Raw genomic sequence first — 15,825 nt, forward strand, 5'->3', positions numbered from 1 at the left:
GATAAAAATATTACACTCTTAATTAAGGTGATTTTAAAGAGTGTAATATTGGTGCGTATATTTTTGCTGTTAAGTATTGTCGCTACAAGTTTTAATGCATTAGCATCAGAAAACTACAGCGATCATGAAGCGTTTTGCTTGCAACAGCCCAAAACGCACTGTTTAACTTATATTGAAACGCGCCTTAATGAAGTCAAAGATAACCCTGCACAGTGGTACAAAATAAAAACCTACCAATTTGATTACTACTACGACTACCAACAGTTCGAAAACTTACTCAACGCTATTACTCCTTTTTTAGAGCAAGATAAGCTGCCCGATGTATTTAAGCTACAAATGTATTTTTATTACGCGAAAGCACTTAACTATATTGGCAAAAAAGCAGAAGCTAAAACGTATGCCGCTAAAGCGTTTACCCAGTTAGACGGGATATATAATGCTTTTGGTGACCCTTTAAGATTAGTGGAGTTGGCTAACCTACACTATGTGTTTGGTAGTAAAAAAGCAGCGATGCGATTACTAAGAGATGCCGAGCAGCGCTTTGCAAAAAATAACGATCCTATTTTTCATTTAGAGCTGCACATTAACAAAGCGCATATTTACTTAAAGTGGCAGCAATACGAGCACGCAGTAAAAAGTAATTTAATGGCCTATAACGCCATAAAAAACACCAACCACGCTGCTAAAATAGTGCTTGCTAGCGGTAACTTAGCGTACAGTTATCAGCAAAATAAAGAGTATTTAGAAGCTATAAATTATTATAAAACCGCATTCAAATTTACTGAGCCCTCAAGCATTTACCATGCTATTTATAGCTTACGTTTAGCGCAGGTATATTTACAAATAGGTAAAAAGGTACAAGCGAAAGAATGGCTTAGTCGCATTGATAGAAACGCCACCGAGTTTGGTAAAGGCCATGCTGCATTGTATAGCAAGCTGCAGCACGCCCTTAGCAATAATTAATTTGCAATCGCTGCTTTATATGGGGTGTTAACGCCTGCGTAACGCGGGCCAAATATTTCTAAACCTTTAGGGCCTGTAAACTCCTTTGGCGCTGGTAAAATTACAACGGCTACTTTCATGCCTACCTCGTAATTAGGATTAGTAATTGGTGTGCCTGTTTGGCTGTTAATACAGCATATTAAATCAGGAATAGTTACGTGCACTTCATCATTTAAAAACGCGGCCATGTTTTCGTTTTTAACCGTTATTTTGTAGTTGTTATTTACAAACTCGCCTAACCCTTTAAGTGTTACTTCGCCTAACGTAAAACCCTCTACGGTGTTAAATTCAAATGTGCTTACCTCGCCTTCAAAGGCAACAAAGCCGCCGCCGTGCTTGGCAATTATGTGTGCGGTGTTAGCGTGCTGCTCGTTGGCCTCACGCATTGCTTTACCGAGTTTAAGGGCTTTACTAATGGTGCCATGAATAACCGCGTTTTTCATTTGCTCAATAGGTAAAATATGATCAATGGCTGCTATGTCGTTACGGCTAATTTTAGCCAGTGCTCGCACGACTGTTTCGGCGCGTAAGTCGTCCATTACATTTTCGCAAATAAAGCACTCACCAAATTCATTCGCGGTAATAATGGGCGCTGCGGGTAAGTTATTTAAATAATAGGTTGAATGGGTGATCTCCGGTACTGCGCGCCCAGCGGGGTCGGCATCAATAATGTAGCCATCAAACATTGCAGCTAAGTAAAACGATACTGCGGTGTTTGAGCCGCCAAGCTCACAACAAATAGTGCCATAAATAGCATCGTTACCTGTGTATTCAAGGGTGCGCTGGTAAGCGGCTAAAATAGCGTGCTTAGTGCTGCGGGGCAGGTTTGCATACGCGCGTTCTTCTTGTTCACTTAAAGCAGAAATAGCGCCTAACATGTAAGGCGTACAAACAAGCTCACCCGCGGGGACTTCATCGGCACTAATTAGTTTAAAGGTTTTACCCTGTGCGAGTGCTTCGTCAATATAGGCGATGCCTTCACTTAACTCACCGCCGCCGCCAGTGCCTAAAATGGCGCAGCCGTATAAAATATCAATAAGTTGGTCACGATTAAGAATTTGCATGTGTGTATCGCTATTGGTTAACTCATACCCATCCCCAAAACAGATCACTTAATTAAGCGGATTGGTATAAAACAGCAGGCATTAAAAAATACCTGCTGTAAAGGTGAAAAAATTAAAATTGGTAACTGAGCTCAATACCGTAACTACGAGGCTTATTAGGTTGGCGCACTAGGTCTGTAACCCCATCGGCCAGTAGAAAAATATCTTCAATAGCGCGCTCATCCGTAAGGTTGTCTACGTAAACTTGAACGCTCCACTGCTCTGATTTAAGCCCTACACCGGCATTTAGGTAGGTATAACGCGACGACTCAACATCAGGAATATCAATACTAAATGTTTTAGGGCCTTCAATTAATAGCTCAGCGCGCGAGAACAATGACCACTCACCGTTTAGTGCTAAGTTATGATTTGCCGACAGCCCGTAGTTATACTCAGGCACCCAAAATTGTGGCCTGCCAGCCAGTTCGGGGCGCAGTGCAAAGTGTTTAATTTCTGAATCAACAATACCTGCACTGAGGTCAATACTTAAATTGCTGGTGGCAGCAAAAGCGGCTTCAAGCTCTAAGCCTTTGGTTTGTACTTCGTCAATAGAGAGGTTTTCAAGGGTGAAGGTATCTATATTAAATTGGGTAAATTGCGCATCGTCTTGCTCAATAATAAACGCGGCGCCATTAAGGGTAACTTTGTTATTAAACAAAGCGGTTTTAAAGCCTATTTCGTAGCTGTCAGAAATTTCTTTATCAAAGGTGCGGCTAATACCGTCGGCCGGCTCGTTAAAGCCCCCACTTCTAAAACCACGCGAGTAGCCGGTGTAAAGTAGTAGGTCGTCATTCATTTGGTACGCTAAGGTAACTTTAGGCTGTAATTGGCTAAACGATTTTTTAGCGTAAGTGGCGTCTTTATTGGTTGGGTCGAACGACTCACGAGTATCGTGATCGTAACGCATCGCACCGGTGAGCTCTAACTGCTCGTTTATATCGTAGTTAAACTGCCCAGCAAGTGCCCATGCATCGCTGCTGTTATTATCGATAATTGAAAGGTAGGGCTCGTCGCTGGCAAAATCTGCACGCGTTAAAATTTCGGCATCGGTAAAATCATCGTAAAATAATACCGCAGTATCGCGGTCGCGCTGTTGATAAAACGCCGACACCGACCATCTAAAAGCCTGAACCGACTGGGATATAAACCGCGACTCTAGCGTTAACGATTCAATATCGTATAACCCTTCAGTACCAAATGGGGCTCTAAAAAAGCCATCTTCGTCAATAAAGGTGGCATCGGCAGAGTAGTCGCCATCGTAAAAGTGCTCGTTTTCTGAATTGCTGTACGCGGTTACAAACTCAAATTTACCTATATCGTAATGTTGGGTTAGCTTGGCGCTTAGCTCATACACATCACGCTCATCTTGGTTAATAATATTTTGTGAGGTATTAATTGAAAAGTCTTCAATGGTGTCATCGCTCACCCCTTGGTAGTAAGCAAACCCAGCTTCGCTTGAGGTGTATTTACCTTTAAGATTTATTGAGGTGTCTTCGCTTAGCTCAAACTCTAACTGTGAAAAAACCGATTGCTCTTTTAACGGGTCGGCGTAATCGCCTGTGTAGGTATTTTTAATCAGTCCGTCGGTATCTTTAATGTAACCACCGGCTCTAAAATAAGCGGTGTTTTCATCGTTAAGCGAACCCGATACAACCGCATTCAAATTATACGTGTTGCCATTACCTATTGAGCCTTTAATTTTACCTTCAAAGTCTTCAATAGGTTTTTTAGTTGTTACAATAACCGCACCACCAATGGCGCCGCGGCCATACAGTGCCCCTTGTGCGCCACGCATAACTTCAATACGTTCAATATCAACTAGGTCTTGGTTTATAAACTCTAAATCGGGGGCGGTAACACCATCAACTACAAACGCTAATGGCGGATCGCCCACCTGCGGTGTAATTAAGCCACGAATAGTAATACGGGCAAGGCCGGGTCTAAAATTATCGAGCTGCGATAAGTTGGGAGTTAAATTAGCAACATCACGAAAGTTAGTAATACGTGAATTTTCGATTGTCTCGGCGCTAAATGCGGTAACAGAGTCGGGCACGTTTTGTATCGACTCAACACGCCCACGCGATATCACCGAAATTTTCTCTATAGTGTCAGTTACTGTTTGTTGTTGTTCTTGCGCATGCACATAGTTTATGCACGACAGGGTAACTGCCGATGCTAATAGTGTTTTACGAAAGCGTATTTTGTTGTATCTGCTCATGTTCTATGTCCTAATGTGACTATCATGGTGATGTTACTTAGTGATAAACATTGTCGCTTTTTCAGACAAAATAATATTTTGTAAACCCTTAATACAGCACACACAAATTGCTGAAAATAACGCTTAAGCGCGTAATTTTATGTATTTGTTGACCTTAAATTTACAAAATTCATTATTATTAAATGTGAAACCGGTTATGAAAAAAACGATAAAAATAGACAGGTACAATCAAAAAATACTGGCAATTCTGCACCTAACTGCCGATTTAACAAACGTTGAATTGGCCGAGCAAGTTAACTTGTCGCCCAGTGCATGTTTTCAGCGAGTAAAAGCATTAAAAGAGGCGGGATATTTTAGAACCTTTCATGCTGATATAAATTTAGAGCAAATTTGTGAGCACGTGTTTGCCTATATGGAATTTACACTAGAGGACAATAACCTAGCAGCACGGCGTAAGTTTTTAGCTGACATACACAACATTCCAGAAATAATGGATTGCATGCAATTAAGTGGCGATATTGATTATATTTCTTTTTGTTGTTTTGCCGATATTCAAGCGCTTAATGCAATGTGCGACAGGCTAACCGGCAGCTCACAGTATGCAATTAAAAAGCTGACTACACGCATAGTGCTTGAGCGCGCTAAGTTCTTTTTAGGCTACCCGTTGGAAAAACTTAAATGGCGAGACGAAATGAAAGTAGACGACGAAGAGTAGCCCCCTAATTTAGATTAGTAAAAAGGCGCTTTATGCGCCTTTTTATTGTTTAAAGTTATTGCTGAATAACCGGTTTGGGCGCAATGGCTTTTGCAAACAGGGTATAAATAACGGCCGTTAATATAATGGCGTCAATCACGGTAATACCGCTCATTGATACGTTAAATAAAGTGCCATTACACACCGCATATGCCGCGCCTACAAACCATGCGCTAAATGCGGGAAGTGAAAAGTTAGCGTTATTTGCCAAAGCCGCTGCGTTATAAGCATGGGGTTTAATAAACAGTGCATCAACAATAATTACGCCCGCTACCGGTACAAAAATATCAGACAAAAACGCTAAAAAGCTTATAAACATATCTAAAATATTTATAAAGGCTGCGCCAATTCCCACCAAACCTAATAACACAATAACCCACTTTTTATGCCAATGCGGGAAGGTAGCCTCCACGCTAAGTGCGGTACTGTAAAGGTTTAACGAATTTAAAATCCAGCTGCCTGCTATCACAATAAAAAACGCTGAAAACCCTAAATTAAGCGCAAGCATTAAGCTTAATATTTCGGTTTCTTGCATGGCGGCTGCGGCAAACACAGCCACAAAAATAACCAAAAGCTCAATAATCATATACGCAATAAACGAGGTGTACACGCCGCCACGTTTTTGCTTAGAAAAACGGGTAATGTCGGGCAATATTATTGCGCCAATAATAACGCCGCCAACAATGGCAGCTACACCATCTTCAAGAGAAAGCGCTGCTGATTTTTCTAAATTAATAAAATCAACCAGTGGCATACTATCGAGTGCGCCAAAAAGCATCATAGCGGTGACCGCAGCCAAAATAGGGATCATGATAGAGGCCAGCACATTAATGGCTTTAAACCCATACAGCGTGGTTATGAGCATGGCGCAACCTGCGACTATATCGATGGGCCATTCGGGCATAATAATATTAAATTCTGCACTGAGTAAGCGCACCACGGCATTAGAAAACAAATCAATATTTACGCCAAACCAGCCAATTAAAGATAAAGCAAAGGCAATATTAACAATGCCCGCGCCAGCATTACCAAACGCTATTTTTACCAATAAATAAGAGCTTAAGCGGCTTTTTACACCTATGGTGCCCATGGCCCCACCAATAAGGGTTAATATAAGTGAGCCAATAATTAACGCCCACAGTGTATTACTCACACTTGAACTTTGATGTATTTCTAGGCCGGTGATAAAAGTGGGCAGCGAAAAGCTGAGCATAGCGGCTATGGCTGCAATGCGCGGCCAGGCAACAAGTTCGTTGCTATTAATAGTGTGGGGGTCGTTCCCGTTTGGCATTGCCTGTTTCTCTTTTTTATTATCTTTTATATTACTATACGCCGCTGGCGTGCAAAATTTTTTATTATTAGGTGTTTATTCAAAATATGAGGTTTAAAAAGTAGGGGGCGCACAAAATTATATTTTGTGGTGATTATTTTTAGGGGGTTAAAGGCGTAATCATTTAGGCAAAAAAAACCGCCAAAAAGGCGGTTTAAAGGTCTACACAACACAATTAAATGTTTTACCTTATTGGGTTATTTTAATAACGCCAATACATCAAAGCAGGCACCCATAGTATGGTAATCCGTTTTACCAATTGGGCTTTTCATGGTATCTATTTTTTTGTTATCTACGGTTAAAATTCTAAACCACGCACCGTATTGATGATCAACTAAGTGCTGCCACGAGTACTGCCAAATTTTGTCATACCACTGCTGGTATTTTTCATCCCCTGTGGTTTCATAAAGGTAGGCCGCACAGCACAGTGTTTCGGCTTGCACCCAAAAGTACTTGTCGTCATCGCATATGCTTTTATCTGGCGCAAATCCGTAACAAATACCGCCGTGTTGTTTATCCCACGCAACGTCTATTGAATTATCAAATAACGCTTGAGCGCGCTCTACAAGCCAAGTTTGTGGCTTATGCTTATTTAAAAACATTAGTAGCTTTGACCACTCAGTTTGGTGACCTGGCTGAAAACCCCACGGGCGAAACAAATTTTTAGGGTCGTCTTTGTTGTACTCTAAATCAACCTGCCAATTTATATCGTAGTGCTCCCAAATAAGCCCACCCATTAAATTAGCTTGGCGATTCACCATGTTATCGGCCAGTGTGAGCGCACGATTTAAAAATAGCTCATCTTGAGTTGCTTCATAAGCGGCAATAAGAGCTTCGCACGTATGCATATTGGCGTTTTGCCCGCGATACGGATCGCACTTAGTAAAGTCACTGTTGTGCTGATCTTTATATAAACCCGCTTTTGCATCCCAAAAATGCGTTTCCATTGTTTGAAATGTATCGTTTAGGTATTCGCGTGCCTCTGTAACACCTACACGGTATGCCCAACTGTAGGCTAAAATCACGAACGCAAAGCCATAGCAGTGGTTGGTATCATCAAGTACAGTGGCGTTACCTTGCTCAACACTTAATAACCAATTGTAACCGCCTGTTTGCTCAACAAAGTGGTGCTTACGAATAAACTCAATACCCGATTTAACGCGGTTTAGGTACTTTTCGTCATTAAAGGTTTGGTACGCACGTGCATAGTTAAATACAAACCGAGTAGAGCTTACTAAGTGGCGAGTTTGCTTATCAAATACCTCACCATTATCCGAAAAGTTTTGGTAAAAACCGCCGTGTTCGTCGTCTATGTTTGGCTCATAAAACGCCAGCGTATCGGCAATATGTTGTGTTAAAAATTCGCGGCTTTTAAAGTTATCAGGTGTGTGGCTCATAGTGCGCTCCTAAAATCGTTAAGCGATTTTTCGTTAGGAAGAGACGTAAATGCCCCTTTGTAAGATGCTGCATGAGCACCACATAACGAAGCAAATTCAAAAATAGTTGTTAGTGTTTCGGGGTTGTCGCAAAGCTTACTAAAAGAGCTAGGTGTCAGGTTTTGTAAGCCTAGTTGATACAGCAATCCACCTACAAACGCATCTCCTGCGGCGGTGGCATCAACCATAGTAACCTTTTTAGGGTGAAGCGTTTGCTTGGCATTTTTGGTATACCAATGCATCGGGTTGCCTGCATCGGTAACCACAAATAACTCACAGCCATTATTGAGAGTGTCGGCTATAAATTCTTCACCCGTTTGCTCACCCGCTAAGTATTCAAGCTCTTCTTTAGAGGCTTTAATAATAGAGCAGTGCTTTAGTAAGGGTAAAATGTGTTCACGCGGGTTAGCATTACTAGGCCATAAGTTGAGGCGTAAGTTAATATCAAAACTGACAATTGAGTTATTTTGCTTGGCAAATTCCACCCCATACGCGGTGGTTTTACGTATGCGCTCGTCGGTTAAGGTATTTGAGCAAATATGAAAAATATCGCATTGCTCAAACCATTCACTGCTAAAGTCACTATTAGTAAAGTGCAGATCGGCGGTGTTATCGCGGTAAAACTCAAACGTACGGTCGCCGTCATTATCGAGTGATACAAACGCAAGGGCGGTTTTTGCTTGGTCGGTAAAGCGCATAAAGTCGGTTTTTACGCCTTGCTCTTTTAAGGCGTTATGTAAAAAATCACCAAAGCTGTCGGTGCTTAGCATGCCAGCAAAGTAGGCGTTACCACCTAGCTTTGCAATAGCTACGCTTACGTTTGCAGGCGCACCGCCTGCAAACTTAGTAAACGCTTCGTGCTCGCTGTTGTTTTGGCTTAATTTATCAGAGAGTAAATCAACCAATACTTCACCAAAACATATTGTGTGTTTCATAATGCTGCCTTAGTTATTAATCAAGTAGCCAATGCAGCGCAATAGCGGCTGTCCATGAGAAATCTTTACCACCACAGCCAGCGCCTGTTTCTGGGTTAAAATATTCGTAGTAACCCGATTTAAGCACTAAATCGCGCGTGTCGTCCTGAATTTTATCTGCCGTGGTCACAAACCCTGCTTCTTTAAGGCCGATGGCTATCATCCAGTTAATGTGTAACCAAATAGGGCCGCGCCAGTAACGCTGTGGCTCGTATTTTTCTTCTTTAGGGTGGGTAGATGCCACACTAAATTGACTCGACTCAATAAAATCTTCTGTCGCGGTATTAATAATACGCGTTTGCTCGTCAGTTGTTAAACCAGCATAAACGGTTAGTAGTGCCGCTGATGTTTTAACTTTCGCTAGGCTGTTGGTTAACACGTTTTTACAGTAAAAGTATTCGCTTTGCTCACACCATAACGTGTTAATTGCTGTTTGAGTTAGCTCTAGACGCTGTGCTAAATAATCGGTACGTGCATCGTTTAAACCGAGCTGTTCACCCATTTTGAGTAAATCTTTTGTTGCACGGTGCAAAATAGCAATAATACCTAGGTCGTTCATTTTGTACGGGCAGGTTTCGTAAATTACTTTGCTATCAAAATTGTTACGTTTAAAAAAGTCTACTAGGTATAAGAAACGGTCGTACTCGCTTTTATGCGGGCGCTGCGACGAATCAACATGGCTGGTGTCGCGGCGGGTGTATTCCCAATCAACACCAGGTACAGCTTCAAGGGCATCATCCCACGATGGGCTGTTATCCATACCCGATTCCCACGGGTGATAAGTGACCACTAAGCCTGTGTTTTCAGGATCGCGGTCGTTGTACCACCATAAATGGTAATCAACAACTTGAGAAAATAATGCTTTAACTTTTTGCTCTGCAAGGGCTTTATCTTGTGCGCTAGCAAGCATTTCTTTCATTACTGTTGCCACAACCGGTGGCTGCGAAATAGACGTACTTTTAATTTTTTTATCAGAGCCCCACACATCTGGGCCAGGGAAGTAGGTAGTTGAGTCTTTATGAAATAAGATATGTGGCACCATGCCGTCATCCCACTGGCCTGAAAATAACACATCAATTTCTTGCCACGCACGGCTCTCGTCAGACTTCATCCACCCTAGGGCTGTAATCGCTGAATCCCAGTTCCACTGAAACGGGTAAAGGCCATGCGTAGGGACGGTATAGCCACCTAAATCGTTTGCTATAAGTGTTTTAGTAGCAAGTTCTGTAAGCGATGCCGCTGTGGCTGCATCAAGTTTACCGTTGATTGTAGTAGTCATATTGGGTGCTCTTTGTGTGTTATTTTCAATTTGGATAATATTAAAGCACTCATTATGGGTTGTAAATGTTTTTTTTCTGTGCTTAAATCCTGTTCGAAGTAACAAAAAACTAACATGTATACTTGATTATTTCGCACTTACTTAGCCACACTCTAAGTAATTACACACAGACAACTAGCACAATTGGAGAATACCCGTGAATAAAACTACGATCGCCTCTATTGTATCTTTATGCCTCACACAAGGCGCGTTTGCCGCAGAAGAGACTGCGCCAGATACAGCAAAAAAAGAAAATAACGTTGAACGTATTATCGTCTCTGGTACCAGCAAAGGACGCGTTATTTCAGATACCCCACAGTCAGTAACCTCTATTAGCGAAGATGAGTTAATAAAGCTTTCATCAAGCAGCCAAGCAGATGTATTACGTTATATCCCAGGTATTAAAGTAGAAGGGGGCGGTGGTGAGGTTGGAACAAACCTACAAGTAAGAGGCTTACCTTCATCGGGTCAGTTTCAGTTTACGCCACTGTCGTACGACGGTTCACCTAGTTTGAGTGTTTTTGGCTTAAACTCATCGGCGTTTGATGTGTACTACCGAAACGACTTAGGTATTGAGCGTGTAGAGTTTGTGCGTGGCGGTGTGTCTAACTTATTTGGCCAAGGTTCTGTAGCGGGTATTATTAACTATATTTCTAAAACAGGCAGCGATGATCCGCAAAGTACTGTGCAAATGGAGCTTTCTGATCAGGACCGTACCCGTTTAGATTTTGCTACAAGCGGGCCGCTAAACGAAGATGGCCTTTATTATGCGTTGTCGGGCTTTTACCGTTACGATGAAGGCCCGTTAGATACAGGGCTTGAAACGAAAGGCACTCAGCTGCGCGGTAATATTCGTAAAGAATTTGATGACGGCTCTGGCTCATTTACGGTGTATGGCCAATACATTGACGACCAAGCGCAGTTTTACCTGCCTATTCCGCTTGATGGCGACAGCCGCGAACGCTTAACTGGTAACGATGGACGCGAAGTGGAGTCATTACAAACTGCTAATGTGTCTAACCTGTCTTACGATACTGCCAATGGTCGTTATGAATCGCCAATTAGTGATGGTGTGGTAACTAAAGGTGGCTCTATTTCAGTGGTGTTTGAAAAAGAGCTCGCTAACGATTTTGCTATTAACATGCGCAGTAAATACGCAAAGTACCAACACGAATTTAATTTATTTTTAGATGGCGACGGTATTATTAATGTACCTGAGAGCCAAGAAGAGTTTTTAGCTAACCGTGGCTTAGGTGATGTAAGCGATGCAGCGTTTACTTACACTGCATCGGGGCAGGCACTGGCAAGTGATGACTTATTATTTGCTAATCGTATTTTAGATAGAGACCGCCCAGCAGAGGATTTCTCTGCCGAATTTAATATTGTTAAAAGTATTTTTGTTGGCGATTTTAGCCACGATATTACCGTAGGTACGTTTTTCTCTCACAGTGAAGCCGATGACGATAACGTTATTACGACCTACTTGGGGGAATTTAACAATAACCCAGAACTGGTTGATTTAACGTACACCAATGCCGATGGTGATGTTGTTCAGTACACACAAAATGGTATTAGTGGCCCAGGTATTTCTTACACCAACCAAACAATTAGCGCTACCCGTCGTGCGCTTTATGTAGCGGACCAAATGGAAAGCGATGATTGGATTATCGACTTTGGTGTACGTTATGAAGAAATTGACGGCAAAATTAGCCGTGAAGGCAGCCAAGTTGTACAAATTTCTGATGATCCATCACTTGCGCCTAATTTACAGGTAAACACCACAGGCAGTGGTGTAATGACTTACGGCGAAGTAGACACCTCTGAATTTGCCGTATCGGGTGCAGCCTTATACCGCTTAACCGATAACTTAAACGTATACGCGAATGCATCTCGCGGGTTTTTCTTCCCAGAAATTAGAGGAATTCAGTTTAATGATTTAGGTGAGCCTGCCAGCTACGAAGCCGAAATTGTTGAACAAGGCGAGCTTGGTATTAAGTTTTTTGATAACGACTTTAGCGGTAGCATCGCGTTATTTAGAACCGACTTAAAAGACAGACGCAGCGTAGACTTTGTTAACGATGGCAACGGTGGCGTATTAGAGCTGCCTGTTATGCAATCAACCAAAGCAACGGGTGTGGAGCTTACTGGTCGCTACGATATTACCGACGAGTGGGCGGTTGATGCCAACATGACCTACACTGACCACGAATTTACTGAGTTTGACTCAGACCCTTCTATTATTGGTAACGAGTTACGTCGTAAACCAAAAGTATTATTTAACTCTTCTATAAGCTACACCGCAGATAATTGGGATGCTGCTTTGTATCATAACTTTACAGGTAAAAACTTTGCTAACGATGCAAACTCTGTAGAGCTTGATTCATTCCACTTGTTTAGATTTGATGCGGGTTATAACTGGCAAATCGCCCCAGAGCAAACCGTACGTTTAAGCGTAGGGGTATTTAATTTGTTTGACTCTGATGGTGTTACCGAAGGCTCGCCGCGTTTAGGTAATAGCCAAACGTCAGACAATCCTTACTTTGTAGGCCGTCCAATTCTCCCACGACGCGTTACATTTAGAGTCAAATACGACTTTTAAATAAATGCTTTACGCCTATTAACCTGTTTTGGGGTTAATAGGCTTTTTGCATTGTGATGCATTTTTCAGCTAAGTTAGCGATAGGCTTGTTTTTAGGGACTGTTTTAGAAGTAAGCATGTAGCTGTTTAGTTTTTTATTTTTGAGAAGGCGCTGTGTTTTCTTAATGTGAATACGCGAAATAATTATGAATATATTAGATTTTTCAATAGTTGCTCTTTACCTTGGTGCCTTATTGGTAATGGGGTTTATGCTACGCGAACAAACCAATAAAAGTGATTACTTTTTAGGAGGCAAAAGCTTAGGGTGGAAACCTTTAGCTTTGTCGGTAATGGCCACTCAGCTTTCGGCCATTAGCTTTATTTCGGCTCCTGCATTTGTTGGTTTGCGTGAAGGCGGTGGTATGCAATGGCTCTCGTATGAGTTAGGTGTGCCGCTTGCGATGATTTTAATTTTAGCGACTATTTTACCTAAGCTTTATAAAAGCGGCATTGTAAGTATTTATGATTACTTAGAAATGCGTTTTGGTCGTTCTACCCGTGTGCTTATTAGTGTGGTGTTTCAGTTTAGCCGCGCATTTGCCACCGGTATTATGATTTATGCGGTATCGCTTATTCTCCAAGGCACCATGGGCATAGAAGCATGGCAAGCCATTGTGCTTACCGGCGTGATCACGGTGTTATATTCACTGCAAGGCGGTATGAAAGCCGTGGTGTATGGTGATGCAATTCAAATGATCATCATTGTACTAGGTACTATTGCTTGTATTGGCTTTGGACTTTATCACTTAGGTGGGGTTGATACCTTTATTGCTAATGTTGATTCGAGCCGATTAGAAGCCATAAAATTTGATTCGTTTGGATTTAGTGGCGATGGTTTTGGCTTTTTACCTATGATTTTTGGTGGTGTGGTGCTTTACGCCTCTTACTATGGGTGTGACCAAACACAAGCGCAACGTGCACTTAGTGCAAAAGATCCTAAAAACTTACGCTACATGATTTTAGCCAACGGCGTTGTGCGTTTTCCTATTACTATTTTATATTGTGTGTCGGGCTTAATTGTAGGCACACTGGCTATGAGCAACCCCGAGTTTTTAGCCAAAATTCCAGCCGATAACCCAGATTGGATGATGCCAATCTTTATTTTAGATTACTTACCACATGGCTTAATTGGTTTATTAGTGGTGGCTATTTTATCTGCGGCTATGTCATCACTTAGCTCTGCTATTAACTCGCTTTCGGCGGTAAGTATTGAAGACTACAGCCGTATTTCAAATAAAGAGCTAGACCAACCAACCTACTTAAAACTGGCTAAATACTTAGGGCTTATTTGGGGGGCAATTACGTTAATTTTATCGCTTTATGCTGGTGATATAGCGCCAACTATTATTGAAGCCATTAACAAAGTAGGCTCGTTATTTTATGGCCCAATACTGGCGGTATTTTTAATTGCCGTAGTTAGTAAGCGCAGTGCTGCGCTGCATGCAAACATAGGCTTAATTAGTGGTGTGTTAATTAACTTGTTGGTGTCGGTATTTGCGCCAGACGTATTTTGGTTTTGGTGGAACTTTATTGGCTTTGTGGCCACTGCGGTGATTACCCTTACGACAAGCATTGCGATTCCACGCGAAGTAAACGAGGTTGCTAAAGCGCAAAACGCTGAGACTATCTCAAACTCAATTTTAACCGGTAAAGATATCGTTATGCTGCTTAGCATGTTTGTTGTGATGGTATTAATTTGCCTTGCTATTCCATCAATTTTTTCGTGAGCGTTAACCCATGGATTCTAAAAAGTCATTTTTAATCGATTTATTTACCACGGCGGTAAATGCCTGTAAACCCAGTGCGTGTATGAGCAAGTACTTGGAAAGTATAGATGCCAGCAATGGTTTATGTGTGGTGGGCGCCGGTAAGGCCGCCGCCGAAATGGCCGCAGAGGTTAACCGTTTTTATGGTGATAAATGCTTTGGTGCGGTAGTGACACGTTACGGTTACGAAAGTGCCGGCGATACTGGGCGCATTAAAGTGCTTAGTGCTAATCACCCAACGCCAGATGATAACAGCTTAGCAGCAGGTAAAGAGTTATTGGCGCTTGTAAAAAATAATCCGGCCGATATTCCTATTTTGTTTATTATATCAGGCGGCGGCTCGTCGCTTATGTGTTTGCCGGTAGATGATGTGCCGTTTGAGCAAAAGCAGGCGCTTAATCAGTTTTTACTTAAAAGTGGTGCAAGCGTTGATGAAATTAACGTTGTGCGCAAACAGCTCTCGCTTGTTAAAGGCGGTAAGTTAGCACAAGCGGCTAAGTCGGATTATGTCACGCTGATTATTTCGGATGTAGTAGGGGATAAGCCAAGTGATATTGCATCAGGCCCCACAATTAGCGATAACAGCACTAAAGCTGATGCGCTGGCTATTTTACAAAAGTACAACTGGCCGGTTATTAACGAAATTGAAGCGTATTTATTAAAGCCTGAGCAACCACGCGAGGCTGATACTCAAGGCAAACACTTTATTGTGGCTAATGCCCAGCACGCGATTGACAGTGCTATTGATGTAGCACAGCACCAAGGCTGGGATACGCAAGTACTGGGGTACGACATTCAAGGTGAGGCAAAAGAGGTTGCCCGCGCACATGCTAAAATTGCCCTTGAGCAAAAAGCGCAAGGTAAGCGCGTTATGTTGTTCTCTGGCGGTGAGCTTACAGTAACGGTAGCCGATGTTTATGGCGATGGTGGCCCCAATCAAGAGTACTTAATGGCATTGGCTGAGGCGCTTAACGCCGAGGCGGGTATTTATGCCATAGCCTGTGATACCGATGGTGTAGATGGCAGTAAAGACGTTGCCGGTGCGTATATAAATAGCAGCACGATTGCGCGCGCACTTGATGCTGGCGAAAACTTACACGCTCAGTTAGAAGGCCATAATAGCCATCAGTTTTTTAAAGCCATTGATGATTTAATTATTACTGGGCCAACCAATACTAACGTTAACGATTTTAGAGTGATAGTGATTGAGTAGGCGCGCTCGCCTACTTGTTCTTTAAAGTGGTTTAACGTAACCTTGTGCTCCAATTTTATTAGGGTTAATAGCT

11 protein-coding genes are annotated in these 15,825 nt (G+C 42.2%); 5 read left to right on the plus strand and 6 right to left on the minus strand.

Annotated elements, in window-relative coordinates:
• Positions 1–51: 51 nt before the first annotated feature.
• Positions 52–963: a tetratricopeptide repeat protein gene (locus NQT65_RS13855; protein WP_223230617.1), complete on the plus strand. Its 912-nt coding sequence runs from the start codon at positions 52–54 to the stop codon at positions 961–963.
• On the opposite strand, the gene NQT65_RS13860 is transcribed toward NQT65_RS13855, so the two are convergent.
• Both NQT65_RS13860 and NQT65_RS13865 read right to left on the minus strand, forming a co-directional pair.
• Positions 960–2,066, minus strand: coding sequence for an S-methyl thiohydantoin desulfurase family protein (locus NQT65_RS13860; RefSeq protein WP_256851404.1), 1,107 nt, complete (start codon positions 2,064–2,066; stop codon positions 960–962). The two genes, NQT65_RS13855 and NQT65_RS13860, sit on opposite strands and share 4 nt — an antisense overlap.
• A 112-nt stretch (positions 2,067–2,178) precedes the next feature.
• Positions 2,179–4,323, minus strand: a complete 2,145-nt coding sequence (locus NQT65_RS13865; RefSeq protein WP_256851405.1) for a TonB-dependent receptor — start codon at positions 4,321–4,323, stop codon at positions 2,179–2,181.
• A gap of 196 nt (positions 4,324–4,519) precedes the next feature.
• On the opposite strand from NQT65_RS13865, the gene NQT65_RS13870 reads away from it, so the two are divergent.
• Complete coding sequence (locus NQT65_RS13870) at positions 4,520–5,038, plus strand: Lrp/AsnC family transcriptional regulator (protein WP_024031376.1); 519 nt, start codon at positions 4,520–4,522, stop codon at positions 5,036–5,038.
• 55 nt (positions 5,039–5,093) lie between these two features.
• On the opposite strand, the gene NQT65_RS13875 is transcribed toward NQT65_RS13870, so the two are convergent.
• From NQT65_RS13875 to NQT65_RS13890, 4 genes are all read right to left on the minus strand, one after another.
• A complete protein-coding gene (locus NQT65_RS13875) occupies positions 5,094–6,368 on the minus strand; it encodes a purine-cytosine permease family protein (RefSeq protein WP_256851406.1) in 1,275 nt (424 codons plus the stop codon).
• Positions 6,369–6,604: 236 nt separating this feature from the next.
• Complete coding sequence (locus NQT65_RS13880) at positions 6,605–7,804, minus strand: AGE family epimerase/isomerase (RefSeq protein ID WP_029774333.1); 1,200 nt, start codon at positions 7,802–7,804, stop codon at positions 6,605–6,607.
• A complete protein-coding gene (locus NQT65_RS13885) occupies positions 7,801–8,778 on the minus strand; it encodes a carbohydrate kinase family protein (RefSeq protein WP_256851407.1) in 978 nt (325 codons plus the stop codon). Before NQT65_RS13885 ends, NQT65_RS13880 begins: the two co-directional genes overlap by 4 nt.
• Before the next feature lie 16 nt (positions 8,779–8,794).
• Positions 8,795–10,096 carry an MGH1-like glycoside hydrolase domain-containing protein gene (locus NQT65_RS13890; protein ID WP_138684930.1) on the minus strand — a complete coding sequence of 434 codons (1,302 nt, stop codon included), beginning with the start codon at positions 10,094–10,096 and terminating at the stop codon, positions 8,795–8,797.
• Positions 10,097–10,292: 196 nt separating this feature from the next.
• On the opposite strand from NQT65_RS13890, the gene NQT65_RS20260 reads away from it, so the two are divergent.
• The 3 genes from NQT65_RS20260 to NQT65_RS13905 all read left to right on the plus strand — a co-directional run bounded on the left by NQT65_RS20260 (position 10,293) and on the right by NQT65_RS13905 (position 15,752).
• Complete coding sequence (locus NQT65_RS20260) at positions 10,293–12,734, plus strand: TonB-dependent receptor (RefSeq protein WP_256851408.1); 2,442 nt, start codon at positions 10,293–10,295, stop codon at positions 12,732–12,734.
• Between the two features lie 185 nt (positions 12,735–12,919).
• Positions 12,920–14,500: a sodium:solute symporter family protein gene (locus NQT65_RS13900; protein WP_054982291.1), complete on the plus strand. Its 1,581-nt coding sequence runs from the start codon at positions 12,920–12,922 to the stop codon at positions 14,498–14,500.
• Between the two features lie 10 nt (positions 14,501–14,510).
• Positions 14,511–15,752 (plus strand): glycerate kinase type-2 family protein, encoded by a 1,242-nt coding sequence (locus tag NQT65_RS13905; protein ID WP_256851409.1) that lies wholly within the window; start codon positions 14,511–14,513, stop codon positions 15,750–15,752.
• Positions 15,753–15,825 lie beyond the last annotated feature (73 nt).

Origin of the sequence: Pseudoalteromonas agarivorans (assembly GCF_024518735.1) — a bacterium.
GTDB classification, from domain to species: Bacteria; Pseudomonadota; Gammaproteobacteria; order Enterobacterales; family Alteromonadaceae; genus Pseudoalteromonas; species Pseudoalteromonas atlantica.

Bases quoted from the DNA above. Each gene is read 5' to 3' on its own strand.
- NQT65_RS13885 (WP_256851407.1), bottom strand. From the start codon at position 8,778: ATGAAACACACAATATGTTTTGGTGAAGTATTGGTTGATTTACTCTCT.
- NQT65_RS13900 (WP_054982291.1), top strand. From the start codon at position 12,920: ATGAATATATTAGATTTTTCAATAGTTGCTCTTTACCTTGGTGCCTTA.
- NQT65_RS13905 (WP_256851409.1), top strand. From the start codon at position 14,511: ATGGATTCTAAAAAGTCATTTTTAATCGATTTATTTACCACGGCGGTA.
- NQT65_RS13890 (WP_138684930.1), bottom strand. From the start codon at position 10,096: ATGACTACTACAATCAACGGTAAACTTGATGCAGCCACAGCGGCATCG.
- NQT65_RS13865 (WP_256851405.1), bottom strand. From the start codon at position 4,323: ATGAGCAGATACAACAAAATACGCTTTCGTAAAACACTATTAGCATCG.
- NQT65_RS13860 (WP_256851404.1), bottom strand. From the start codon at position 2,066: ATGCAAATTCTTAATCGTGACCAACTTATTGATATTTTATACGGCTGC.
- NQT65_RS13880 (WP_029774333.1), bottom strand. From the start codon at position 7,804: ATGAGCCACACACCTGATAACTTTAAAAGCCGCGAATTTTTAACACAA.
- NQT65_RS13870 (WP_024031376.1), top strand. From the start codon at position 4,520: ATGAAAAAAACGATAAAAATAGACAGGTACAATCAAAAAATACTGGCA.
- NQT65_RS13875 (WP_256851406.1), bottom strand. From the start codon at position 6,368: ATGCCAAACGGGAACGACCCCCACACTATTAATAGCAACGAACTTGTT.